The 24,614-nt window shown below is 50.8% G+C and carries 28 protein-coding genes and 1 tRNA gene; 28 read left to right on the top strand and 1 reads right to left on the bottom strand.

The window, feature by feature from the left end; translation table 11 throughout:
• Positions 1-53: 53 nt before the first annotated feature.
• The gene (locus tag I8U19_RS00800) at positions 54-686 is read right to left on the bottom strand and encodes a hypothetical protein (RefSeq protein WP_198054941.1); all 633 of its coding nucleotides are present in this window, start codon (positions 684-686) and stop codon (positions 54-56) included.
• Between the two features lie 137 nt (positions 687-823).
• On the opposite strand from I8U19_RS00800, the gene I8U19_RS00795 reads away from it, so the two are divergent.
• The 28 genes from I8U19_RS00795 to I8U19_RS00660 all read left to right on the top strand — a co-directional run bounded on the left by I8U19_RS00795 (position 824) and on the right by I8U19_RS00660 (position 24,592).
• Positions 824-982: a hypothetical protein gene (locus I8U19_RS00795; RefSeq protein ID WP_160173868.1), complete on the top strand. Its 159-nt coding sequence runs from the start codon at positions 824-826 to the stop codon at positions 980-982.
• Positions 983-1,000: 18 nt separating this feature from the next.
• Positions 1,001-1,729 carry a hypothetical protein gene (locus I8U19_RS00790; RefSeq protein ID WP_198054940.1) on the top strand — a complete coding sequence of 243 codons (729 nt, stop codon included), beginning with the start codon at positions 1,001-1,003 and terminating at the stop codon, positions 1,727-1,729.
• A 116-nt stretch (positions 1,730-1,845) separates the two neighbouring features.
• A complete protein-coding gene (locus I8U19_RS00785; RefSeq protein ID WP_160173867.1) occupies positions 1,846-1,998 on the top strand; it encodes a hypothetical protein in 153 nt (50 codons plus the stop codon).
• A 152-nt stretch (positions 1,999-2,150) separates the two neighbouring features.
• Positions 2,151-3,629, top strand: coding sequence for a stage IV sporulation protein A (gene spoIVA, locus I8U19_RS00780; protein ID WP_033101436.1), 1,479 nt, complete (start codon positions 2,151-2,153; stop codon positions 3,627-3,629).
• A 177-nt stretch (positions 3,630-3,806) separates the two neighbouring features.
• Entirely contained in the window at positions 3,807-4,082 is a 276-nt protein-coding gene (locus tag I8U19_RS00775; RefSeq protein ID WP_033101435.1) for an HU family DNA-binding protein, read from the top strand.
• 163 nt (positions 4,083-4,245) lie between these two features.
• Entirely contained in the window at positions 4,246-4,812 is a 567-nt protein-coding gene (gene folE, locus I8U19_RS00770) for a GTP cyclohydrolase I FolE (protein ID WP_033101434.1), read from the top strand.
• 86 nt (positions 4,813-4,898) lie between these two features.
• Positions 4,899-4,975 (top strand) — tRNA-Pro (locus I8U19_RS00765).
• 97 nt (positions 4,976-5,072) lie between these two features.
• The gene (gene mtrB / locus I8U19_RS00760) at positions 5,073-5,294 is read left to right on the top strand and encodes a trp RNA-binding attenuation protein MtrB (RefSeq protein WP_033101433.1); all 222 of its coding nucleotides are present in this window, start codon (positions 5,073-5,075) and stop codon (positions 5,292-5,294) included.
• A gap of 83 nt (positions 5,295-5,377) precedes the next feature.
• Entirely contained in the window at positions 5,378-5,866 is a 489-nt protein-coding gene (locus I8U19_RS00755) for a hypothetical protein (protein ID WP_033101432.1), read from the top strand.
• A gap of 91 nt (positions 5,867-5,957) precedes the next feature.
• Complete coding sequence (locus tag I8U19_RS00750) at positions 5,958-6,713, top strand: heptaprenyl diphosphate synthase component 1 (RefSeq protein WP_052154284.1); 756 nt, start codon at positions 5,958-5,960, stop codon at positions 6,711-6,713.
• Positions 6,710-7,435: a demethylmenaquinone methyltransferase gene (locus I8U19_RS00745; RefSeq protein ID WP_033101431.1), complete on the top strand. Its 726-nt coding sequence runs from the start codon at positions 6,710-6,712 to the stop codon at positions 7,433-7,435. Before I8U19_RS00750 ends, I8U19_RS00745 begins: the two co-directional genes overlap by 4 nt.
• A 21-nt stretch (positions 7,436-7,456) precedes the next feature.
• Positions 7,457-8,323 carry a UbiA-like polyprenyltransferase gene (locus tag I8U19_RS00740; protein ID WP_198054939.1) on the top strand — a complete coding sequence of 289 codons (867 nt, stop codon included), beginning with the start codon at positions 7,457-7,459 and terminating at the stop codon, positions 8,321-8,323.
• Positions 8,324-8,464: 141 nt separating this feature from the next.
• Entirely contained in the window at positions 8,465-9,436 is a 972-nt protein-coding gene (locus tag I8U19_RS00735) for a polyprenyl synthetase family protein (RefSeq protein ID WP_198054938.1), read from the top strand.
• A gap of 241 nt (positions 9,437-9,677) precedes the next feature.
• The gene (gene ndk, locus I8U19_RS00730) at positions 9,678-10,121 is read left to right on the top strand and encodes a nucleoside-diphosphate kinase (RefSeq protein ID WP_198054937.1); all 444 of its coding nucleotides are present in this window, start codon (positions 9,678-9,680) and stop codon (positions 10,119-10,121) included.
• A 184-nt stretch (positions 10,122-10,305) separates the two neighbouring features.
• Positions 10,306-10,485 (top strand): hypothetical protein, encoded by a 180-nt coding sequence (locus I8U19_RS00725; protein ID WP_033101486.1) that lies wholly within the window; start codon positions 10,306-10,308, stop codon positions 10,483-10,485.
• 153 nt (positions 10,486-10,638) lie between these two features.
• On the top strand, positions 10,639-11,799 hold the full coding sequence (aroC, locus tag I8U19_RS00720) for a chorismate synthase (protein WP_033101427.1): 1,161 nt from the start codon (positions 10,639-10,641) through the stop codon (positions 11,797-11,799).
• Positions 11,799-12,893, top strand: coding sequence for a 3-dehydroquinate synthase (aroB, locus tag I8U19_RS00715; protein WP_033101426.1), 1,095 nt, complete (start codon positions 11,799-11,801; stop codon positions 12,891-12,893). The genes aroC and aroB overlap by 1 nt, the downstream gene beginning before the upstream one ends.
• 313 nt (positions 12,894-13,206) lie before the next feature.
• On the top strand, positions 13,207-14,730 hold the full coding sequence (gene trpE / locus I8U19_RS00710) for an anthranilate synthase component I (RefSeq protein WP_198054936.1): 1,524 nt from the start codon (positions 13,207-13,209) through the stop codon (positions 14,728-14,730).
• A complete protein-coding gene (gene trpD, locus I8U19_RS00705; protein ID WP_033101424.1) occupies positions 14,724-15,749 on the top strand; it encodes an anthranilate phosphoribosyltransferase in 1,026 nt (341 codons plus the stop codon). Before trpE ends, trpD begins: the two co-directional genes overlap by 7 nt.
• Positions 15,739-16,524 carry an indole-3-glycerol phosphate synthase TrpC gene (gene trpC, locus I8U19_RS00700; protein ID WP_198054935.1) on the top strand — a complete coding sequence of 262 codons (786 nt, stop codon included), beginning with the start codon at positions 15,739-15,741 and terminating at the stop codon, positions 16,522-16,524. The genes trpD and trpC overlap by 11 nt, the downstream gene beginning before the upstream one ends.
• A complete protein-coding gene (locus I8U19_RS00695) occupies positions 16,517-17,170 on the top strand; it encodes a phosphoribosylanthranilate isomerase (protein WP_033101422.1) in 654 nt (217 codons plus the stop codon). The genes trpC and I8U19_RS00695 overlap by 8 nt, the downstream gene beginning before the upstream one ends.
• Positions 17,157-18,374, top strand: a complete 1,218-nt coding sequence (gene trpB / locus I8U19_RS00690; protein WP_198054934.1) for a tryptophan synthase subunit beta — start codon at positions 17,157-17,159, stop codon at positions 18,372-18,374. The genes I8U19_RS00695 and trpB overlap by 14 nt, the downstream gene beginning before the upstream one ends.
• Positions 18,371-19,168 (top strand): tryptophan synthase subunit alpha, encoded by a 798-nt coding sequence (gene trpA / locus I8U19_RS00685; protein WP_033101421.1) that lies wholly within the window; start codon positions 18,371-18,373, stop codon positions 19,166-19,168. The genes trpB and trpA overlap by 4 nt, the downstream gene beginning before the upstream one ends.
• A 31-nt stretch (positions 19,169-19,199) precedes the next feature.
• Positions 19,200-20,309 (top strand): histidinol-phosphate transaminase, encoded by a 1,110-nt coding sequence (gene hisC / locus I8U19_RS00680; RefSeq protein WP_198054933.1) that lies wholly within the window; start codon positions 19,200-19,202, stop codon positions 20,307-20,309.
• Entirely contained in the window at positions 20,302-21,429 is a 1,128-nt protein-coding gene (locus tag I8U19_RS00675; RefSeq protein WP_198054932.1) for a prephenate dehydrogenase, read from the top strand. Before hisC ends, I8U19_RS00675 begins: the two co-directional genes overlap by 8 nt.
• Positions 21,426-22,739, top strand: a complete 1,314-nt coding sequence (gene aroA / locus I8U19_RS00670) for a 3-phosphoshikimate 1-carboxyvinyltransferase (protein ID WP_198054931.1) — start codon at positions 21,426-21,428, stop codon at positions 22,737-22,739. The genes I8U19_RS00675 and aroA overlap by 4 nt, the downstream gene beginning before the upstream one ends.
• Before the next feature lie 153 nt (positions 22,740-22,892).
• Positions 22,893-23,381 (top strand): hypothetical protein, encoded by a 489-nt coding sequence (locus I8U19_RS00665; protein WP_033101419.1) that lies wholly within the window; start codon positions 22,893-22,895, stop codon positions 23,379-23,381.
• A 74-nt stretch (positions 23,382-23,455) separates the two neighbouring features.
• On the top strand, positions 23,456-24,592 hold the full coding sequence (locus tag I8U19_RS00660) for a hypothetical protein (protein ID WP_033101418.1): 1,137 nt from the start codon (positions 23,456-23,458) through the stop codon (positions 24,590-24,592).
• The last annotated feature ends 22 nt before the right edge of the window (positions 24,593-24,614 follow it).

Raw genomic sequence — 24,614 nt, 5'->3', positions numbered from 1 at the left:
GGCGGTTCCCATTTGCCAAAAATAAAGGTAATGCCCAAAACGAGGCATTACCTTTATTTTTTTGACCGAAACAAGTTGGACATCATTTTTTGGAAAAGGGGCGAACGAATGATATTCATGATCTGCCCGATACTCATGTTTTGCAATAAAGGGGCAAACGGGATTCCCGGCGCTTCCTGTGACCGCCGGTTCTCATCAAATGGCGGCTGGATGACGGGAATGTTTTCATCAGGGTCGGCCGGGAAAGGACTGCTTTGATTTGTCTGCCACCCAGGAGGGGGATCGGGATTTCTTCTAAACGGTGGTAACATTCCCCGCCGGCCGGTCGGTGCGCCCGGATTCCTGCCGAAGGGCGGCAACAGGGGGAGGCGGCCTCCTCCCCTTCTTCCGGGGGCCATCATCCGGGAAGTCATCGCTAAGATCTGATAAGCTGAATCCATCATATTCTCCATCTTTTGTAACGATGTATTCAACTCCTTGATGGTGGAGCGAAAGGTCATAAACCCGTTCAATATTTTGGCGATGTTGATGGACGAAAGCTGGGATAAAAGAGAGGGTGATGTTGTGGCAGAGGATTTTGTTTTGCCCGGAGTGCCCGGGGATTTCGCCGGTAATTTTGAGCCGGTTCCTTTCTTTATGCTGCTCGGTTTTTTCCGGGAAGCGGTTTTTGGTATTTTCGTGCTCACTTGGCTTCCTCCATTCAGGCATTAGTCCATTTATCCTATGCATGAATAACGCCCCCGAACTGAGTCAGGTGTCCCGGCTCTTGGGTAGGCGATTGTGGATTTGCTATACTGATGGAGATGAGAAGGAGGGATGCCCGTTGGATCTGATGATCATTTTGTTTCTGCTCGTCCTGATCAATCTGTTGATTGCCATCGCCAGGACATCGTCAAAAAAATGGCTCAGGGTCAGTTTGAATTCCGTGTCCTTTGTATTGCTGTTTGTATCTCTCTTGTTTGTTCTTCGCATGTTTTTGTGATCCAAGAAGCAGGAGGAGATGGATGTGGACGTTTTGTTGCGCAGGCTAAAATGGATCAGTCTGCTGATGATGACTTTTTTGCTTTCCGGGTGTATGTATCCGCAAGAGCGCCAACAGCAGCTCGATAAACTGGGGGAGCAGATTGCCACTGTCCAGTCGGCAGTATTGGCGTATCAACGGGAGCATCGCTGGTTGCCTTATCGTTATACAGAGGATGAATACAAACTGACAACAAAATATAAAGTGAATTTTCAGGAGTTGCAGGGCGGGTATTTGGCGGCGATCCCCCCGTCGGCATTTGAAGAGGGAGGACCTTTTATCTATGTACTGATCGATGTGGAAAAGAAACCGACGGTTCGGCTGTTTGATCTGCGCGTCAATGATGAAGTGGAAAAAGTTCAGCCCTATGTGACCGGCTATCATTCCAAGTACAAAAAGTGGCCGCTGGGACAAAAGATTTCTCCTCACTTTTTTACGATTGATTATGAAAAGTTGGGCATCAGCCCGGTGATGGTTCCCAGTCCCTATTCCAGCACGACACTGCCGCTCATCATGGATGATCAGGGCAAAGTTTATGTCGATTACCGGACAGATGTGATGCAAAAATGGCAAATGTCGAAAAATAAACCGGATGCAAACCAGGATCTGCGCCTGTGGATCGCGGAGGATTCATTCTATGTTCCTGCTTTTTCACCAGTGATGAAGATGAGAAATAATGAACCGGTATTTGTTCGGCAATCCTCCTAGCATACAAGGAAAAGTACTTACATAAAATGAAGAGACGGGAACGGGCTTCATGATCCAGGTCACGTGGAGAAGAAGCCCGGTTTGCTCTCTCCCGAACTGGAAAAGGGGTGAAATCGATGCTGCAAAGTATTTGGTTTCATCTCGTGGTAATCCCCGGGATTTTTTTGCTGGGCAGATTGTCTGCCACTGTGAAAATCGCCGGGTTTCGTGCGAAAAAGGTGCCCTCCCGCATGAAAAACGTGACAACTAACGAAAAAGAGACTGTGTAGGGTGGTTTTCACCCTGTTTTTTTTTCATAAAGACTCATATTGGGAAGGTGCATTCATATATTAGTAGTGTCCAAGGTAAGGTCCGGGAGGGAGGGGTAGCCTTCGCACCGGCGACAGATCCAGCTGAGGGAGATCTTGAAGGAGGGAATTTCGTGGAGAAAGTAGATATCTTGCGAGATATTGCAGAGCGAACAGGAGGAGACATCTATCTGGGTGTGGTCGGTGCGGTGCGCACCGGTAAATCAACATTTATCAAGCGCTTCATGGAACAGGTTGTGATACCCAATATCGAAAATGAAGCGGATCGGACCCGGGCTGTCGATGAACTTCCGCACAGTGGTGCTGGGAAGACGATTACCACCATCGAACCGAAATTCGTCCCCAACCAGGCAGTGAAAATCCATGTGGACGAAGGGCTGGAGGTAAATATCCGCCTCGTTGATTGTGTCGGTTACGCGATTGAGGGGGCAAAGGGATATGAAGATGAAAACGGCCCGCGCATGATCACCACACCCTGGTTTGAAGAACCGATCCCGTTTCAGGAAGCGGCTGAAGTGGGAACGAGAAAAGTGATTCAGGAGCATTCCACCGTCGGAATTGTGATCACCACTGATGGAAGCATTACCGACATCCCGCGGGCATCTTATGAGGAGATTGAAGAGCGGGTTGTCAATGAGCTGAAAGAAGTGGGAAAACCGTTTATTCTGCTGCTCAATACTACCCAGCCCTACAGTGATTCCGTACGGGAATTGCAAAGTGAGCTGATCGAGAAATACGATATCCCGGTTCTTCCGGTCAGCGTCGCCAGCATGACCGAAGAAGAAATCCTGGGCATTATGAAAGAAGTCCTGTATGAATTCCCGGTTCACGAGGTGAATGTGAATCTGCCGAGCTGGGTAATGGTGCTGAACGAAGATCACTGGCTGCGTCAGGAATTTGAAAATTCCGTCCGGGAAACGGTGAAAGACATCAAGCGATTGCGCGATGTTGACCGGGTTGTCGGGCAATTTTATCAATATGATTTTATTGAAAAAGCAGCTTTGGCCGGGATGGATATGGGGCAGGGAATTGCGGAGATCGACCTGTATGCGCCGGATGAACTGTATGATCAGGTGCTGACAGAAGTCGTCGGGGTCGAAATTCGGGGAAAAGATCACTTGCTCGAGTTGATGCAGGAGTTCAGCATTGCGAAGCGGGAATATGACAAAGTGTCCGAAGCGCTGAAAATGGTGCGTACGACCGGCTACGGTGTTGCTGCTCCGGCATTGGAGGAAATGTCGTTGGACGAACCGGAATTGATCAAACAGGGAAGCCGGTTTGGTGTGCGTTTGAAGGCGACGGCCCCTTCCATTCACATGATCAAAGTAAATGTGACCTCCGAATTTGCACCGATCATCGGTTCTGAAAAACAGAGCGAAGAACTCGTTAATTATCTGATGCGTGACTTTGAAGTGAATCCGCTGAAAATTTGGGAATCCGATATTTTTGGCCGTTCGTTGAATCAAATCGTGCGTGAGGGAATTCAGGCCAAATTGTCGATGATGCCGGAAAATGCGCGATATAAGCTGCAAGAAACATTGGAGAGAATCATCAATGAGGGGTCTGGAGGATTAATCGCGATTATATTGTAAAGATTTGCAAAAGCGCGTCCCCGGCGCTTTTTTTATTTGAAATGCGGAAAATCGCAAAGATTCACTTGAACTTCCCATAAGTCTATATTAGTATAGGAGTGTCCCACGCATTGAAACCTGCTTTCTCCCCTTTTATAATAGGGAAAGAGCCGTGGATTTGTTTACGGAGGTGTGATGATGAACAAAACGGAACTGATCAATAAAGTAGCGGAAGCTACTCAAATGACCAAAAAAGACGCTGCAAAATCCGTTGAAGCAGTTTTAGATGCGATTACCGCAGCTCTTCGTGAGGGTGACAAAGTCCAACTCATCGGCTTTGGCAATTTTGAAGTGAAAGAGCGTGCCGAGCGTAAAGGCCGCAATCCGCAAACGGGTGAAGAAATCACGATTCCTGCATCCAAAGTACCTTCTTTCAAAGCCGGTAAACAACTTAAAGAAGAAGTAAACAAGTAAGCAGGATTGAATGGATCTCGGGACTACATAAATACCTGCAGAAAAAGGCCTCTTTACGAAGGGGTCTTTTTCGTTTTTGCGATTGAGCCGTGATTATTTGTGGTATAATGATTCGAGATAAAAATTGATTTCTTGCTTTACTGCAGATGAGGATGGAGGAACAATGATGGTTGATCATCGAAAAATTGAAGAAGCAGTGCGCATGATTTTGGAAGCGATTGGCGAAGATCCGAACCGCGAAGGTCTAATCGATACACCGGCACGTGTAGCCCGTATGTATGAAGAAATTTTTTCCGGACTGAAAGAGGACCCGAAGAAACATTTTTCTGTCATTTTCAGTGAAGATCATGAAGAGCTTGTCCTGGTGAAGGATATCCCGTTCTTCTCCACCTGCGAACACCATTTGGTTCCTTTCTTTGGCAAGGCGCATGTTGGATACATTCCCCGTGGAGGCCGTGTAACCGGATTGAGCAAACTGGCCCGTGCCGTTGAAACCGTCACCAGGCGTCCGCAACTTCAAGAACGCATCACCTCGACTGTGGCTGACTGCATCGTGGAGAAGTTGGATCCGCATGGTGTAATTGTCGTGGTGGAAGCTGAACATATGTGCATGACGATGCGCGGGGTGAAAAAACCGGGCTCCAAAACAATCACCTCCGCTGTCAGAGGTGTATTTGCCGAAGACGCGGCTGCTCGGGCGGAAGCGCTTAGCCTTATCGGATTAAAATAAAATTTTTAATAAACCTCTTGACACTTTCCCTTACCCGTTATATACTCATAATTGTCATCAGGCGATGGCAAAAAGTTGATACTTGACGGGCTATGGCGCAGCTTGGTAGCGCGCTTGCATGGGGCGCAAGAGGTCGTCAGTTCAAATCTGGCTAGCCCGACCAAAGGAAAGACTCTTCCTCATGGAAGGGTCTTTTTCTATGCATCTGTGTATTTATTCTATGTTAAACTATGTCTGAATTGAATTTGGGAGGGATTTCTTTGCAAGGATCTCATGCTGATTATATTGTGATTAAAGCCAAGGAAAATGGCGTCAATGTAATCGGATTGACCAGGGGGAAGGATACGCGCTTCCACCATTCCGAAAAACTGGACAAGGGTGAGGTCATGGTCGCGCAGTTTACAGAGCACACCTCAGCCATCAAGATTCGGGGCAAAGCGGTGATTATCACTCCTTTTGGCCAAGTGGAAACAGACAACTGAAAAAATGTCCCCGCCGGTCGTGCATGTTTTCCGGCTCGCACCGATACAATGGTGACAAGAGATCGGTGTAAGGGGAGATATGCGTGAAAACGTTCGCAATCCGGATGATGATGGCTGTCTTTGCCGCCGCTTTTCTGGCCGCCAGCGTGTCCGTTTTCCCGCTCTTCTACCAGAAGAAAGAGAATAAAAAGAGGGAAATTCCTGTTTTCAAATCCTCAAGTAAGCAGCTGCGAGCCGAGAATCTGGTTGATTTTATTAGGGACAGGCATTTTCAATTAACAGTGAAGAAAGTTGATTTGCAAAGGAATTTCCTCTTTTTGGAGCTTTCTCAGGAAAGAGTGAAAGAACCATTGATGTACCAGGAGATTTTGGCGTTGCTGAAGGCGGCGTTTACAGAAACAGAAAATATTGATCAAGTCCGCTTGTTCGTGCATCGGAATGACGGGGCGGACTTTTTGCTAACCGCCACCAGGGAAGAATTTAACAGAGATCCGGGACAGAAAAGAGCTGAAAAACAGCCGCCGGAGAAATATCTCAAATCGATGTTTCACGTGATCACATCCCCTGAGTGATGGAAAACAGCGGAAGAATGCCTATCTCCCCCAAAAGTATGATATACTAATCGCAGTGTTTGATCTTAAGTCCTCATGGGGGAACGTTTTTATGGCATGCGTACATAAAAAAGAGCTGAGAGAAATATTAGAGCAAATTGAAAAACATGCAGAAAATTCATATGTTCGGCAACAAATCGGGAGGCCAGATATCCCTGTTTTTTTTGTGCGCGTTTTGTATTTGATGTTACATGCGTACCAGCTGGAAAAAGAGAAAATTGCGCTGTACACGATTGCGACGACTTTGCTTAAAATGGGAATCGACTTGCACGAAACGGTGGAGACCAGTGCTCCCGAAGCGCTGCCCGGACAGCGAAAACAGCAGGTGACGGTATTGGCGGGGGATTATTACAGCAGCTTGTTTTACTATTTGCTGGCCAAAGAGAAGGAAACGGATGTGATCCATTGTTTGGCCGGGGCCATCTGTCGCATCAATGAGTGGAAAATGTCATTGCATCAGATGCGAAAAGCAGGGGCTCCCCTTACCGCGGAAATGGTCAAGCGGATCAAATCGATTTCGAGTGAACTGATTGCGGCATTGGCCGATTTTTTTCATGTTCGGAAAGGGTTTGCCTTTTCATGGCGGCCGGTTGCAGAAGAACTGCTCCTGTATGAAGAACTCCTGCGCTTTCCCGGACTCAGCTCAACGGAAAAACTTTTTTACTTGGAACAGAGCCGTTCGTCCTTGACCAACCTGTTGAACGGCTGGCCGGATTCGGAAAGCAAAGGCCAATTGGAAGAACTGGCCAAAGAGGTGTACGATAGCGTCGACAGGGGAGCCTGTCTGAAAGAGAGTGGTCAAGCATGAATGTTCGCGGGGAAGAAAAGACGAAATTTGTTCATGAGGTTTTCGAAAGCATCGCCAAAAATTATGACTGGATGAATACATTGCTAAGCTTCCGCATGCATAAGCTTTGGCGAAGATTTGCGATGAAAAAAATGGCGGTGAAGCCAGGGGATACCGCATTGGATGTTTGTTGCGGCACCTGCGACTGGACCATCTCCTTGGCGAAGTCATCCGGAACCGGACGAATCGTCGGCCTTGACTTCAGCGCAAACATGCTGAAGGTCGGGAAAGGGAAAGTGGAAAAGGCCGGATTGGACGGACAGGTGGAACTGATTCAGGGCGATGCGATGCAACTTCCTTTTCCCGATCATACCTTTGATCATGCCACGATCGGGTTTGCCCTTCGCAATGTTCCCGACATCGTCCAGGTATTGAACGAGATGAAACGGGTGGTAAAACCGGGAGGGCAAGTGGTTTCCCTGGAGCTTTCCAAACCGTCCTGGCCTCCTTTTCGCGCCGTATATTACCTGTATTTTGAGCGGATTTTGCCGCTGCTCGGAAAATGGTTTGCGGGCAGCTATGAACAGTATCGCTGGCTGCCGGAATCGCTGATGCAATTTCCCGGATATCATGAGCTGGCCAGGATCATGGCTGAGGATGTAGGATTGCAGGATGTTCAGGTCTATCCCCTCTCCGGCGGAATTGCGGCGCTTCACATCGGGCGCAAACCAGAGGTGGAATAGAAGGAAAGCAAGGTGGTTAAGGTGCTGAAAAAAATTAGGATCGTACTTGAAATGATTAAGTTTGAACACACCATTTTTGCACTGCCGTTTGCCTACATGGGGGCGGTTCTGGGCAGTCTCGAAGTGCGCGGTCATCTTCCGACCTGGGCGGAAATCGGCTGGGTTACATTGGCGATGGCAGGAGCAAGAAGTGCGGCGATGGCTTTGAACCGCTTGATCGACCGCCATATTGATGCCAAAAATCCGCGCACCGCAAACCGGGCCATTCCGGCCGGACTGGTTTCGGTTCCGTTTGTGTGGGGGTTTGTCATCGTTTCGTTTGCACTCTTGTTTCTGGCTGCATTCCAGTTGAATATGCTTGCGGTGGAATTGTTGCCGGTTGCTGTCTTTTTCCTGGTTTTTTACTCCTACACTAAGCGTTTTACCTGGACATGCCATTTTTTCTGCGGAATTTCGTCGGCGTTGGGGTCGCTCGGCGGATGGGTGGCGACCACGGGAGAAATCGATATGCTCTCACTCATTCTGTTTGCCTCCGTGGCATTATGGATCGGTGGCTTTGATGTGATCTATGCCTGCCAGGATTTGGAGTTTGACAGACAGGAGCGGCTTTACTCGCTTCCTGCCCGGTTTGGAATCAAGCGGTCGCTTTTTATTTCCGCATTGATGCATGTCGGTACCGCTGCCGGACTGATTGCCCTTTTGCTGCTGGGTGATTTGGGCTTGTGGTATGGCATCGGTGTGGTGATTGCCCTGATTATCCTCTTTTATGAGCATTCCATTGTTTCCGCTGATGATTTGTCCCGATTGAATACTGCCTTTTTCACGATGAACGGGGTTCTCAGCGTGATTGTTTTCGTCTTTACCATGCTCGATGTGTTAATCAGATAAGGCATCTGGTGTTTGGAGCCGGTTATTTCAAGAACGTTGCTGAGCAATTGCGATTACCGTAATGTTAAGGGATGCAGGGGTTGGTCTTGTCAGTTTTTGAATGGTGATTGTCCTTTAGCATGCGTTAACAGGGTGAAACGGATGAACTTGCAAGAAATTTATCTCAATCTGAAGAATGACTTAGAGCTGATCGAAAAAACGCTGACTGAGGCCATTCAGACCAGCGAGCAAATGTTATATGATTCGTCAAGCCATTTGCTTACAGCGGGCGGAAAGAGGATGCGCCCTGTTTTTGTTCTGCTGGCCGGTCATTTCGGGCGATATGACATTGAGAGATTGACAAAAGTGGCCGTGGCCTTGGAACTGATTCATATGGCCACACTGGTACATGATGATGTGATCGATGATGCCGATACCCGCAGGGGGAGACGAACGGTCAAAGCGGAATGGGATAATCGCGTCGCCATGTATACCGGTGATTATATCTTCGCCCGCGCTTTGCAGAAAATTACGGAGTGCAGGCCGCATGAAGTGCAGGCAATTTTGGCGACGGCGATCAACCGCATGTGCCTGGGGGAGATTGACCAAATGGCCGATTTGTTCAGCGAGTCGCTCTCTTTCAGGCGTTACCTGCGCCGGATCAAGAGAAAAACGGCGCTCCTGATGGCCACCAGCTGTTACTTGGGCGCGTATGTGAGCGGAGCGGAGCCGCGCTATATTCGTTCCCTTCAGGCGTATGGCTATTACGTGGGGATGGCGTTTCAGTTAACCGACGATGTGCTCGATTTTGTCGGAAACGAAAAAGTCCTGGGCAAACCGGCCGGAAGCGATTTGCGCCAGGGCAATGTGACCCTCCCGGTTATTTATGCGCTGGCCAAAGCAGGAACTTCAGATAAGCAAAAAATCACGGATTATCTCCGTTCCGGCGGGGGAGAAGGCAACTTGCCCGCGATTTTGGATCTGATCAAACGGCTGGGCGGAATTGAGTATACGCTGGATTTGTCCCGGCGGTATATGAAGAAAGCGATGCAATGCCTGTCGCTTTTGCCCGAATCGCATGAGCGTGAATCATTGCGACTGATCGGGGAATTTATCGTCAGCCGCTCATACTGAAAAGTGATATTCGGGTGCTGCCCGAGGGTGAAAGTTTTGGCAGAACCGGGAGGGGTGATGCCCCGCTGACCATCCGTTTGAAATAGCAGGGAGGTTTAGGGGCATCAGACACCACCTGCAACATATTTTCACAAAAATAAGGGAATTGGTTGCGTTTTCATTTCGATCTCTGTTACAATTTGGTGTGGTTACCTGGATTCAGGTGCATGCATCGATACATAGCAGTATGGGGGATTCATTTATGGAAAAAACGTTTATCATGGTTAAACCGGATGGAGTTCAACGCGGGCTGATCGGGGAAGTGGTTGCCCGTTTTGAAAAAAAAGGATTCCAGCTGGTGGCAGCAAAGTTGATGTCCGTATCAAGCGAATTGGCGGAACAGCATTATGCTGAACACAAAGAAAAGCCGTTTTTTGGAGAATTGGTTGATTTTATTACCTCGGGTCCTGTCTTTGCCATGGTGTGGCAAGGACCGAATGTGATCGCCACCGCCCGTCAAATGATGGGCAAAACCAATCCGTCTGAGGCACTGCCTGGGACGATTCGCGGCGACTTCGGGGTCAATGTGGGCATGAATATTATCCATGGGTCGGATTCCCAGGCGAGTGCAGAAAGGGAAATCGCCCTTTGGTTTGACGAAGCAGAACTCCTGTCCTACGAAAAAACGATTAACCGCTGGATTTGAAAATAAAAAGCACGGTTCACACGAATCGTGCTTTTTTTGGTTGGCAGGATTATTTTTTGATTTCTTTGACCATATTGGTAACAGAAAAAAGGATCGTTGCTTAAGAAGGAGGTGGACATCCTCTGCCTGCTGTCAACCTGCAAGTGTGCGGGTGATTTTTCGGTTCAAGCAGGCGGAAGGCAATATGGATATTCCGATGAGCCCCGACGAAGTGACCAAGCGAATCAAACATTTAAAACAGCAGGGAGTTTCCCTCAGCAAGAAAAAAGTAAAACAAATGGACCCGGAATTGATGCAAAGCGCCCTGTATTATTATCCCAGCTGGGACCACGCCGTCACCAGCAGTTTAAATATCAAACAGTAAGACCTGTAATCTCCTTCAGCCGGCTTTTTTGCCGGTTTTTTTATTATTGACCGCGAACTTTTTTCAATTTCATCTCCCATCCCCTTTTTTTCTGTGTTATGATAACTATCAAATTTCAGGTCAAAAGAGTTGAGACAGAGAGGAAGATTTGAGATGAGATATTTGACCGCTGGAGAATCACACGGGCCACAGCTGACCGTGATCATTGAGGGATTGCCGAGCCATTTGCCTTTTGCCAAGGAAAAAATCGATTTTGAACTGGCCAGGAGACAAAAGGGGTATGGCCGGGGACGGCGGATGCAGATTGAAAAAGACCAGGTGAAAATCATGTCGGGCGTGCGTTTTCAGCAAACGACAGGCGCTCCGGTTACCCTGGTGATTGAGAATCGCGATTTTACGCATTGGCAAAAAGTGATGGGGGTTGATCCGATTCCGGAAGAAGCGGAAAAAAGGCGGATTTCGCGGCCTCGTCCCGGGCATGCCGATCTCAATGGCGCGATCAAATACGGCCACCGCGATCTGCGGGATGTTCTGGAGCGTTCCAGCGCGAGGGAAACGGCGGCGCGTGTGGCTGTCGGTGCGGTTGCCCGCCTGATTTTGGAGGAATGCGGCATCAAACTTGCCGGTCATGTTCTGCGGATCGGGGATGTTGCGGCGGAACCGGTCGATCTGCCGCTGGAGGAAATGAGACGGGTGGCTGAGGATTCGCCGGTGCGTTGCCTTGATAAAAAAGGGGAGCAGGCGATGATGGAAGCGATTGACCGTGCCAAAAAAGAAGGAGATTCCCTGGGAGGGATCGTTGAAGTGGTGGTCGAGGGGGCTCCGGTCGGTTTGGGCAGTCATGTCCACTGGGATCGCAAGCTCGATGCCCGCATCGCTCAGGCGGTTGTCAGCATTAATGCGTTTAAAGGCGTCGAATTTGGGCTCGGATTCTCCATGGCTTCCCTTCCGGGATCAGAAGTTCATGACGAAATTATGTGGGAGGAGGGGAAAGGTTTTTACCGCGCAACGAATCGCCTCGGCGGATTTGAAGGCGGGATGACGACCGGCGAACCGATTATCGTGCGCGGGGTGATGAAGCCGATTCCCACCCTGTACAAACCGCTGAAAAGTGTGGATATCGATTCCAAAGAACCATTTGAGGCCAGCATTGAGCGCTCTGACAGCTGCGCCGTTCCCGCAGCCTGTGTCGTGATGGAAAATGTGGTCGCATGGGAAATCGCCAATGCCCTTTTGGAAAAGTTCCCGGCTGACACGATGATGGAATTGACAGAACAGGTGAAGCGCTATCGGGAAAGGACGGCCCAATTCTGATGAAAACGTTGACGGTTTCCTTGGAACGGACATCTTATCCCATCTACATTGGCTCGGGCACGTACCAGCAATTGCCTGCTTTGCTCAAGAAACATGGCGTGAGCCGGGATCGCACCATCATGCTGGTCAGCGACACCCATGTTGGTCCGCTTTATGCCGGGAAAATCCAGGAAATATTGCAGCAGGCTGGTTACCGGGTCGGTCTCAGTCTGATTCCCGCGGGAGAAGAGAACAAAAACCTGAAAGAATTTGAACGGGTGATTGGAGATTGCCTTCGATTCGGGTTGACCCGGCGAAGCGTGATCTTGGCTTTGGGCGGCGGTGTGGTCGGCGATTTGGCGGGATTCGTCGCGGCCAGCTATATGCGCGGGATTCCCTTCGTTCAGCTCCCCACTTCGCTGTTGGCTCATGACAGCAGTGTCGGAGGAAAAGTGGCGGTAAACCATCCATTGGGAAAAAATTATATCGGTGCTTTTCATCAGCCGCTCATGGTCGTCTTTGATGTGGATACATTAAAAACCCTGCCCCAAAAAGAGGTCGTTTCCGGCTTCGCGGAGGTGCTAAAACACGGCCTGATCTGGGATGAATCTTTTGTTTCCTGGCTGGAAGATCGTGCCGGGGAACTGCTTGGCTTGGAAACCGAACCGTTGATCGAAGCGATTTACCGCGGCTGTCAGGTGAAAACGGCGGTTGTGTCCCAGGATGAGCGGGAGGCAGGAATCCGGGCGATTTTAAATTACGGGCATACAATCGGCCATGCACTCGAAGCGGTATCCGGTTATCGCACCTTCACGCACGGAGAAGCGGTCGCCATCGGAATAGCCGGTGCGGCGCGCCTGAGTGTAAAGGTCGTCGGAGCCTCTCCCGCGCTGGTGGAACGCACGGAAGCGCTGCTCCAGGCATTTTCCCTGCCGGTGCGCATGGAAACCACCTGGCCGGCAGAAGATTTGCTTGAAGCGATGAAACGCGATAAAAAAGTGCAGAGCGGAGAATATACATTTGTGCTTTCCCCGCAGATCGGCCGTGTCGAATTGGTGCGCGGAGTCGCCGAAGAACCGATTCGCGAGGTGTTGAAGGAGCTTCGCCGGGCATAAGGATGATTATCCGGACGGCAGTGAAATTGGGTTATTGACAGAAAAACACAAGTTCGATACAGTTTTAGATGAGACGAGAAAAAGAAAATCATTCAGTTTGTGAGAGAGTGTTTTTATTTTACCTTGTTTTGTACATTTCAGAGGGTTTAGTTTAGCTGAGCAGAGAATGGATATAGCGTAGTTTGAGCTGAGTGGAGGCTGTTCACATATATTTTCGCCAGAACCAAAGCAGCTCTGCTTTGGTTTTTATTTTTCCTCCATTCTTCCCCTATATCCTTTCTCTCTTCTTGCCGACAGAAGAGGAGGGAGTTCATTGATTTACCCCGATTTGCAGGAGGCCGTGAAACTTGCCAGAGATTTTTCGGTCATCCCTGTTTGCAAAACGGTTCTTGCCGATACGGAAACCCCGATTCGATTATATGATCGTGTAAAAGATCAGCCGTACTCTTTTTTGCTTGAAAGTGTTGAAGGTGGAGAAAGATGGTCGCGCTATTCGTTTGTCGGCTCATCCCCGTGCCGGGTGATTAAGAGCCGGGAAGGGCGAATGGCGATTCGCGACCAGAAAGGGGAACGAACAGCGGTCACTTCCGATCCGCTTTCCGACTTGAACGAACAACTGGCCGCGTATCGTTCCCCGGTATATGACGGGTATCCGCCGTTTTTGGGAGGGGCGGTCGGATATTTCGGCTATGAAATCGTCCGCTTTTTTGAACCGGCCCGTCCAGTGGCAAAGCAGGCCGGTCTGGAGAATTCCGCTTATGATCTTCATTTTATGGTGATGGATCGCTTGCTGGTGTTTGATCATCTCAAACAAGAAGTGATTTTTATCCAGCACTTGCAGGTGCCAAAGAACGGCTCGCAGGCCGAATTAAGGGAGCGATACGAAGAGACGGTCAAAGACTTGGAACGCTGGGCAAACGAGCTTCTCAGTAAGCCCGTTTCCGCCACCTTCAGCGGTGTCACCATCGACCGTGAACCGGTGGATTTAAGCAGCGTCACGGCCAATCTCAGTAAAGAAGCGTATGTGAAGATGGTGGAAAAAGCGAAGGAATATATTCGCGCCGGGGATTTGTTTCAAGTGGTTTTATCGCGGAAACTGACGTGGGCGCCGGCTCCCGACCCGTTTGAAGTATACCGTGTATTGCGGGTGCTCAATCCTTCTCCGTACATGTATTATTTGCGGCTTGGCGAGGAAACGATTGTCGGGACCTCTCCGGAATTGCTGGTGCGGGTAACCGGCGGGCGCGCAGAGACCCGACCGATCGCCGGCTCAAGGCCCCGGGGCAAAACGGCGGAGGAAGAGAATCGATTGTTGGAAAATTTGCTGGCCGATGAGAAGGAACGGGCGGAACACGTGATGCTGGTCGACCTGGGACGGAATGATTTGGGCCGGGTTGCTGACATCGGCAGTGTGACGGTAACGGATTTTATGACAATCGAAAAGTATTCTCACATTATGCACTTGGTCTCCCATGTGGAGGCAAAGCTGAAGGAAGGGAAAGTCCCTGCCGACGCGTTTCGCGCCTGCTTTCCGGCCGGAACCTTATCCGGGGCTCCCAAGATCCGGGCTATGGAGATAATCAGCGAGTTGGAACCCGATTTGCGGGGGGTTTACGGCGGAGCCATCGGTTATCTCAGTTTTACCGGAAATTTGGACACATGCATCGCCATTCGTACGATTTATTTTCACAAGGGACAGGCGACGGTGCAATCCGGAGGCGGCATCGTGGCGGATTCCGATCCGGAGCTGGAATTGCAGGAATCGGTAAATAAAGCGATGGGGATGCTCAAAGCACTGGAACTTGCCGCAAAAAGGACGGTGGGGCTGTCGTGTTGAGGGATTTGCTCAGAAAGATGGTGGAAGGAAAGCATTTAAGCAGACAAGAAGCCCGTCAGGCGATGGAGGAAATGATGAACGGAGAGGCCACTCCCGCTCAGATGGGCAGCTTTTTAACCTCCCTGCGCATGAAAGGGGAAACGGCAGAAGAAATCATCGGGTTTGCCCAGGGACTGAGGGCCCGGATGACCGGATTTGAAGGGGAAATTTCCCATGCGGTCGATACGTGCGGAACCGGCGGGGACGGAGGACAGACATTTAATATCTCCACCGCAGTCGCTTTTGTTGCCGCTGCGGCCGGCGTTCCGATCGTGAAACACGGAAATCGCGCTGTTTCCAGCAAGAGCGGAAGTGCCGATGTATTGGAAGCGCTGGGGATCGAGATTCATCACAGTGCTAAAGAAGCGGAGTTGATGTTGCAGGAAACGGGAGTTTGCTTCCTGTTTGCCCCGCTGTACCATCAGGCGATGAAAAATGTGATGCCCACTCGTACGGAACTGGGATTTCGCACGATTTTTAATCTGCTCGGTCCCCTTGCCAATCCGGCTGGTGTGCAATATCAGCTGCTCGGTGTGTACGATCCGGAATTAACGGAGAAAGTGGCCTGTGTCCTGCAGGAACTGGGGACGAAAAAGGCGCTTGTCGTGGCCGGACTGGACAGATTGGATGAAATTTCTGTTTCGGCTCCCACCCGAATCAGCGCTCTTGACGGAGACAAGGTGGTGACTTTTGAAGTAATTCCGGAAGACTTCGGGATATCCAGGTCGCCGATCACCGCAGTCAAGGGGGGGACGGCACAGCAGAACGCGGCGCTGATTGCGGATATTTTCAGCGGGAGACGGGGAGCTCCGCGCGATATCGTCCTCTTGAATGCGGGTGCGGCCCTGGTCGTGGGCGGCAAGGTGTCCACTTTGACAGAAGGGGTTCAGATGGCCCGGGAAACCATCGATTCAGGTATGGCGGCAAAAAAACTGCAACAAGTGATTCGGATGTCACGGGAGGTACGCTATGTTTCTTGAAAAAATCGAAGAGTGTAAAAGGGCGGAAATCGCCAAACTGCGGGAACGATTCGGCAAAGAGGATTGGGATCGTGCGCGGCGGATGCCGCCAGGTCGTTCTTTGCAGGCGGCCCTGAGCAAGCAAACCGGACTTTCCCTGATTGCCGAGGTGAAACCGGCTTCTCCTTCAAAAGGAGTGATCCGGTCGGAGGTGAATCCGGTTCAGGTGGCCAAAGGGTATGAAAATGGAGGAGCGGCCGCTGTTTCCGTGTTGACGGACGTTTCCTTTTTTTACGGAAATCCGGAATCGCTCCGAGCGGTAAAAGAAGCAGTGCAAATTCCGGTGCTTCGCAAAGATTTTATTCTCGATCCGCTTCAGGTGCTGGAGAGTAAATTGCTGGGAGCCGATGCGATTTTATTGATCGTGGCTCTGCTGGAGGAAGACCGGTTGCAGGAATTAAGCTCGATTGCTCACCGTCTGGAGATGGAAGTGCTGGTCGAGGTGCACGCAGAAAAGGAGATCCCGGCTGCGACCCGGTGCGGGGCGGATGTGATCGGCATTAATAACCGCAATTTGCATACGTTTGTCACTGACCTTGCCACCACTGAACGTTTGCGGCCGCTGATATCCGCTTCGGTTCCGGTGATCGGGGAAAGCGGCGTTTTCTCCATCGGAGACGCGAAGCGCATGCTGGCCGCCGGCGTGGACGGATTGCTCATCGGTGAATATTTGATGCGGCAAACTGATCCGGGGGCAGCAGTTAAGGAATTGATCGAGGGTACACGGTATGAATAAAAACATTTCTCTTAAATTTTGCGGTTTTTTTGCTGAACCGGATGTGGAAAAGGCCGTTCAATTTGACATTGATGCGATCGGATTCATCCTTGTCCGCGGCCGAAAGCGTTCGGTTGAACGGGAAATGCTGCCGAAACTGGTGCGCAAGGTTCCGGCCGGAATCTGGACGGTTGGTGTGCTGCAAAACCCGTCTCTCAGGGAGATGGAAGAATGGCTTTCCGTGGCTCCCTTAAGCGCCATTCAACTGCACGGTGAAGAAACGCCGGAGTTTTGCCGCACGGTGAAAAAAGCATTTGGCGTGCGGGTGATTAAAACGTTTCATGTTACCGGCCGCATTGCCGGCGAAGAGCGAATTGCCCAATATGCGCCGTGGATCGATGCGGCGCTCCTTGATACCGGAACGTCGGGAGGAAGCGGTCAGGCTTTTGACTGGAATCAGATTCCGCCTTTTTATGAGGAGTGCCGGAGGGCGGGAGTCCCGCTGTGGGTGGCAGGCGGTTTGAATGTTCGGAATGTCAGGTCGCTCATCACGCGTTATCCGTTGGATGGCGTTGATGTTTCCAGCGGGATCGAAGCAGATGGAGGAAAAAAGGCCGAATTGATGGCAAAGTTTGCGGAAAGGGTGAAGCGGAATGAAGACAGATGAAAAACTGGGCGGTCAGGGGAAGGCGACGACGTGGAGATTTGGCCCTTTCGGCGGCCGTTTTGTGCCGGAAACGACGATGAATGCGCTGATCGAATTGGAGCAGGGATTTCGCGAAGCCTTGGCAGATCGCGAGTTTATGAACAATTGGAGAGAGAGGCTTGAGGAATATTCCGGCCGCCCCACCCCGCTCACATTTGCAGAGCGGCTGACCGATTATGCCGGAGGAGCCCGCATCTACCTGAAACGCGAAGACCTGAACCATACGGGCGCCCATAAGATTAATAATGCCCTGGGCCAGGCGTTATTGGCCAAACGGATGGGCAAAAAGAAACTGATTGCGGAAACCGGTGCCGGGCAGCACGGGGTGGCTACAGCGACCGTCGCTGCCCTGCTCGGACTTGATTGCGAAATCTATATGGGCGAAGAAGATGTGAAAAGGCAGCAGTTAAACGTGTTTCGCATGGAATTGCTGGGGGCCAGGGTAGTTCCGGTAACTTCCGGTACCCGGACATTAAAGGATGCGACCAATGAGGCGCTAAGGCAATGGGTTGCCCAGGTGGATCGCGCCTACTATCTGATCGGTTCTTCCGTTGGACCCCATCCTTATCCGTTGCTGGTCAAAACGTTTCAGCGGGTGATCGGGGATGAGACGCGGGCGCAACTTTTGGCTGCCGAAGGAAGGCTGCCCGATGATGTAGTCGCTTGTGTCGGGGGTGGAAGCAATGCGATTGGGATGTTTACCGCATTTGTGGAGGACGAGACGGTTCGCCTGCACGGAGTCGAAGCGGCGGGAAAAGGTGTTGATACTTCCTTCCATGCTGCTTCTTTAAGTAAAGGCCGCCCCGGAGTTTTGCACGGGATGTACAGCTATTTCCTCCAGGATCAGCACGGACAAGTGACACCAGCCCACTCGATATCCGCCGGTCTCGATTATCCCGGTGTGGGTCCTGAACATGCTTTTTTGAAGGAAACGGGCCGCGTTCGCTATACCTATGCCACCGATGAAGAGGCGCTTGATGCCGTGGGGCTTCTCTGCCGGACGGAAGGAATCCTGCCTGCGCTCGAATCGGCGCATGCCGTGGCGGAAGCGGTCAAAATCGCCCGTAAGCGGAGCAAAAATGAAATAGTGGTCATCTGTTTATCCGGCCGCGGCGATAAAGATGTGGAAACCATCAGCAGCGCAGGAAGGAGGAGCGGAGAATGAATCGCCTGACAGAAGCATTTCAGCGCAAAGAAGAAGTCCTCATTCCATTTATCTCTTGTGGGGATCCGAGTTTGGACGTTACCCGTGAACTGATTCACTGCCTGGCTGAAGAAGGCGTGCTGGCGATTGAACTGGGGGTTCCTTTCTCAGATCCGATAGCGGATGGCCCGGTGATTCAAGCGGCTTCCGAACGGGCGCTCGAAAATGGGGTAACGCTGGTCGATGCCCTGGAAATGGGCAAAAAAGTAAGAGAAGACGGAGTGGAAGTTCCGCTTATTCTCTTTACTTATGCAAATCCCGTTTTTCAATACGGGCTGGCAGCGTTGGTTCGCGATGCGGTCGCTGCCGGATTTGACGGGATCATCGTACCTGATCTTCCGTTTGAGGAAAGTGAGGAATTAAGGCAGTACGGGCAAAAAGCGGGACTGGCTGTCATCCCGTTGGTCGCTCCGACTTCCAGACAGCGGATTGCCGATATTGTCGCTTCGGCACAAGGGTTTGTTTATTGTGTGTCGTCGCTCGGCACAACCGGGATGCGACACGGATTTTCCGGGGAAGTCGATGAATTTTTGCAGACGGTGCGCTCATTGAGCCCGGTTCCGATCGCGATTGGGTTTGGGATTTCGGAATCGAAGCACGTGGCTCATTTCCGGAAACGGACCGATGGCGTTGTCGTGGGAAGCGCTTTGGTTAAACGGATTGGAGAGCTTCAATCGTCACTTGTTTCCGAGAACAGCCGAAAGCGGGCACTAAGCGAAGTGAAAGCATTTGTCAGACAGCTGAAAACGGAGTAAGATAGAGGGAAAAAAAGAGAGGGATCATGAGATGCAACCGAAGGCGACCGTCCGGGGATTGCCTGTTTACCAACCGGGTAAGCCCCTGGAAGAAGTAAAGAGAGAATTGGGATTGGAGGAAGTGATCAAACTGGCCTCCAATGAAAACCCGTTTGGTTGTTCACCAAAAGTTTGGCCTGCGCTGGCCGGGGAGCAAGGACGCTTTCACCTTTATCCCGAGGGCCTGGCTCCGGAACTGCGGGAGAAGCTGGCCGAGCATCTGGAAACGGACCCCCGCAGGATTATCTTCGGGAATGGTTCGGATGAAGTAGTGCAAATGATTGCCCGCGCTTATCTGGAACCGGGAACGGAGTCGGTGATGGCCGACCGCACATTCCCGCGCTATGAGACGGTGGTGCGGATCGAAGGGGCGACTCCGGTGAAAGTGCCGCTTAAAAACGGGGTGCATGACCTGGAGGGAATGTTGGAGGCGATCACTGAGAAAACGCGGGTCGTCTGGATTTGCAATCCCAACAATCCGACAGGGACCATTGTCTCCGGTGATGATCTGAGCGATTTTCTAGACCGGGTCCCGGAGCACGTGCTGGTTGTCATTGATGAAGCTTATTATGAGTACGTGACTGATCCGTCCTATCCTGATTCCTTATCCTTGCTTGATTACAATCCGCAGATCGTGGTCTTGCGCACGTTCTCCAAAATTTATGGGTTGGCGGCATTTCGCATCGGCTACGGTGTGGGCCATCCCGATGTGATTACCGAGCTCAACCGCGTTCGCGAGCCGTTTAATGTCAGCCGTCTGGCACAAACTGCAGCGATCGCCGCACTGGAAGATCAGTCGTTTGTCGTTTACTGCCGCAACCAGAACAGGCTCGGACTGAAAAAAATAACGGAGAAACTGGAGGAATGGGGGCTGGGCTATTACCCGGCACACGGGAACTTCCTGTTGATCGATACCGGTTTCCCGGCGGGCGAAGTGTTTGAGGCTCTCCTGCGTCAAGGGGTGATCGTGCGGTCGGGAGAAGCGCTTGACTTCCCGAGACACATTCGGGTAAGCATCGGAACACAGGAAGAGAACGAACGCTTTTTGCACAGCTTGGCCGAATTTCTGAAAAAGAAAGGAACGATTCCAAGCAATGCCTGAAAAAATAGCCGTACTCGGAATCGGGCTGATTGGCGGTTCATTGGCGTTGGGACTGAAAGAGCGAACAAATGTCACTGTGATTGGCTTTGACAGAAACGAGCAGGATTTGCAGTTTGCCAAAGCCATCGGGGCCATCGATGAAGGCACCACGAAGTTGGACGAAGCTGTCCGGGATGCGGATGTGGTCATCATCGCCCTTCCTGTCGGGAAAATCAAACAGACAATTGAAGAGCTGAACTTGTTGCCTTTGAAAGAAAACTGCATCGTGACCGATGTCGGCAGTACAAAAGCGGAAATAGTGCGCAGCGGCCGGAAGCTGAGCGGCCGCGGAATCACTTTTATCGGCGGCCATCCGATGGCGGGTTCACATCAATCGGGCATCAAGGCCGCCCGATCTTTATTGTTTGAAAATGCCTATTACGTCTTGACTCCGGAACCGCACACATCCCTCGCCGCCGTCCAGAAATTGAGCCGTTTGCTCGCGCTTGCGACGAAAGCGGAACTGGTGATTATGGATCCTGTGCACCATGACCGCATTGTCGGTGCAATCAGCCATTTGCCTCATATTATCGCCGCCGGGCTGGTCAATATGGTGGGGGATTACAATGAGGATAACGAATGGTTTCATCGTCTGGCGGCGGGCGGGTTTCGCGATTTGACCCGGATTGGGGCCAGCCATCCGATCATGTGGCGGGATGTGTTGCTCACCAACCGTGAAGAACTGATCAAATTGATGGATGACTGGATCGAGAGAATGGCAAGGGTGCGTTCAGCGATCATGGAAACGGATCCGGAGTGCATCGAACATTTTTTCACCCGTTCCCGGGCCATTCGCAGCAAGCTTCCCGACCGGAAAAAAGGAATACTGGAACGTCGTTACACCCTCTATGTCGACGTTCCCGACCGGCCGGGGATCATCGGAAAGGTGGCTACCCTGCTCGGTGAAAAAGAGATCAATATCAGCAACCTGGAAGTGATGGAAAACCGCGAAGAGATCCCCGGTGTGCTGAAATTGACCTTTAAACAGGAAAAACATTATCAAAACGCGATCATGGCATTGCGCGAGGCAAACTATGTCGTATTTGCAGAGGAAGAACGATTGGAGGAAGTCAGCGTATGATTCGTACATCGCGTCTTGGGCCGTTTCGATTGACGACGAAGGTTCCCGGCGATAAATCGATTTCCCACCGTTCCGTCATGTTTGGCTCGATCGCCGAAGGAGTCACGGAAATCGAAGGATTTTTACCGGGTGCGGATTGCTTGAGTACCATTCACTGTTTCCGTCAGATGGGGGTGGAGATTGAGCGGACATCTCCCACTTCCGTACGAGTCAAAGGAAAAGGTTTTGCAGGTCTGGCCGAGCCTCGTGTGCCGCTGGATGTCGGGAATTCAGGAACCACGATCCGGCTTCTGCTCGGCATTCTCGCCGGCAGTTCGATTTTTGCCACGCTGGTCGGGGACGAATCAATTGGCCGCCGTCCGATGGGACGAGTGGTAAAACCATTGCGCCGGATGGGAGCCGTGATTGACGGACGGAGAGATGGAAGCTATACACCGCTGGCAGTCCGGGGAAGCAAACTGACGGGGATTCGTTATGAAAGTCCGGTGGCCAGCGCACAGGTGAAATCGTGTCTGTTGCTGGCCGGTTTAAAAGCAGAAGGGATGACAACCGTCATCGAGCCAAGCCGTTCGCGTGACCATACGGAACGGATGTTGCCGGCGTTCGGTTGCCAGGTGGAGGTGCGCGACCGGGAAGTCTCCCTCGCCGGCGGACAGCATTTGTCCGCAGCAAGGGTACAAGTTCCCGGTGATATTTCTTCAGCCGCTTTTCTGCTGGCTGCAGCGCTGGTCGTTCCCGGGGCGGAGGTGACGATTGAGGATGTGGGACTCAATCCGACGCGGACGGGAATTTTAGATGCCCTGGCCATGATGGGGGCTAAAATTCAAATTGAAGAAACGGGCAGCTGGTGCAATGAGCCGGTGGGACGCGTGACGGTGACCGCCGGTGAGTTACAAGGTGCGACGATCGGTGGCGAACTGATTCCACGGCTCATCGATGAAATCCCGATCTTGGCCGTGGTCGCCACCCAGGCGAAGGGAACCACCGTCATTAAGGACGCTGAAGAACTGAAAGTGAAGGAAACCAATCGGATTGCGACGACGGTGAACGAACTCCGAAAATTGGGGGCCAAAATCGAGGAGACAGAAGACGGAATGATCATTGAAGGGCCGGTCGTTTTATCCGGGGGAAGATGTGACAGCCACGGCGACCACCGGATTGGCATGGCGATGGCTATTGCCGGGCTGGCGGCAGAACAGGAAGTGATTGTCGAGCATACGGAGGCCATCGATGTATCGTTTCCCGGATTTGTCAATAAAATCCATGAGATGGAATTAAATCAAATCAGAAAATTAGGAAAAACATATTGACCTTGTCCGACCTGCTTCGTATAATGGGAAATACAGTATGGTTTCTCTCCACTCCTATCCAATATTGTACGTCCTGTGCACACCGCCCTTGATCAGGGGCGGTTCTTTTTTTATGCGTTTTGTCATAATGGTGTGATGAGGTGGTGGTTGTCTATGATGAAGCGCTATCGGCGCATCGGGGCAGAAATTTTTTTGACTGTGGCGGTGGTGATCAGCTTAAAGCAATGGTTTTTTCCTTTTCTGATATCCTTGTGGTTTCATGATTCCCTTATTGCTGATATGGTCACAGAATGGACGGTTCTGATCGTCGGAGCGTTTACTTTTTTTATCTATCTGGGGCTTGGATCTTCCGCAAAACACGTCCATCATTTGCCGATGCGACAGTCGATTTTGGGATTCGTCATCTTCCATTTACCCTTATTGTTGGAAAATGCGCCGCTTGTTCAATCCTTTTGTCGCGATTGGAAAAATTTGCTCGGAGACCTGCTCGTATTATTTTTTCCTTGGCATTTTTTTAGTTCTCTCGAGATTTTTATGGTTTACCTGCTCCTCTTTCTGTTTGGCCGCGTGATTAAAATTACCGATTTGGACGAGGAGAGAGCAGGAATGAAAGAGGAACGGCTTCATCAATCGACTTTTTGACTTCCACCTGAGTCTATCTTCCTTTCGTTTCGTCCACAATAAGGATAACTAGCGACAGAAGGGAAGATCAGACTATGCGGATGGCGGACTGGCTTACATATACCGACATTGAACATTTGAAACAAATGAACCGCTATTACGGCTGCCAAAGCCGTGGGTCTCATTCCAAACGGGATTTAATCTGTTCGCTGCTGCAGATGATGGGAAAAAAGAACTACATAAAGGAAATGATTTTGAAGCTCACGACGGCGGAAAAGCTTTTTTTGGAACAGGTGGTTCTGGATCAAAGTCCCAGTTTTACAATGGAGGAATTGCTTGCCAAAGGGAGGGCGGCCCTGAGGGGAGAAGAGGGAGAACCGCGGAAGCTCATCGTAAGCGCATTGAAACGAGGTTGGTTGTTTCCCGGTTATTCACACCAAACGCAATATCTCTATCATGTGCCTTCCGACATGAGAGACCGGGTGTTGGATATTTTGGCTGAACCTTACAGAAACAGCAGGGATGTGCGGAAAACGCCTCCTTCCTTTTACCGGGACGAGAGCGGGCAAATCGTTGCAGATCTGTATCATTTTCTTGATTTTTTGGCGAAAGAGATCGTGCGGGTTACTGCCAGTGGTTCAATGTATAAACAACAGCAAAAACAGTTATTCAAAACTTTTTATATTGAAGAAAAACCTTTGGAACATAAAGGCCCCCGCTTCGGTTTCGGCAGATGTTATCACCTCTATCCTGATCGCTTCGCCTTTCTGTACGATTATGCCTTTTATCAGGGGTATTTTATCGAAAGTGAAGAAGGATATTTATGTTTAACAGATGCTGGTTCCGGGAAATTAAGAAGCAAAGAAGACCAAGGAAAACAAATGTTGCGTTTTTGGCTTCGGCTCTATCGCAAACCGATTCCGCATCTGCCCATGGTGGTCCGCTGGATCACTCTGCTCGGTTACCCGGGCTGGATTCGCACTGAAGCGGTTTATCAGGCGGTGGAGCCTTGGTTATCCCCTTATTTCTACGAGACGAAAGAGAGCCTGTTTCAGAAAATAGTGCAGATGCTGGTTCATCTCGGTGTTCTCGCGCTGGGATGGGATGAGGAAACTTCCTATGTTTCCTTGACTGCTTCGGGAATCAAATGGTTGAGGGGAATCGTTGCGTTTCGCGAACAGGCGATCGAGGACGGATTCATAAAAGAGGGTTCCGAAGCAGGAAATCAGTAAAAATGGGTCGAATCAATTATTA

Source organism: Thermoactinomyces sp. CICC 10523 (assembly GCF_016055105.1).
In the GTDB taxonomy this organism is placed as follows: Bacteria; Bacillota; Bacilli; order Thermoactinomycetales; family Thermoactinomycetaceae; genus Thermoactinomyces_A; species Thermoactinomyces_A daqus.
The sequence above is the reverse complement of the archived record's forward strand: the minus strand, read 5'-3'. Positions and strand labels throughout refer to the sequence as shown.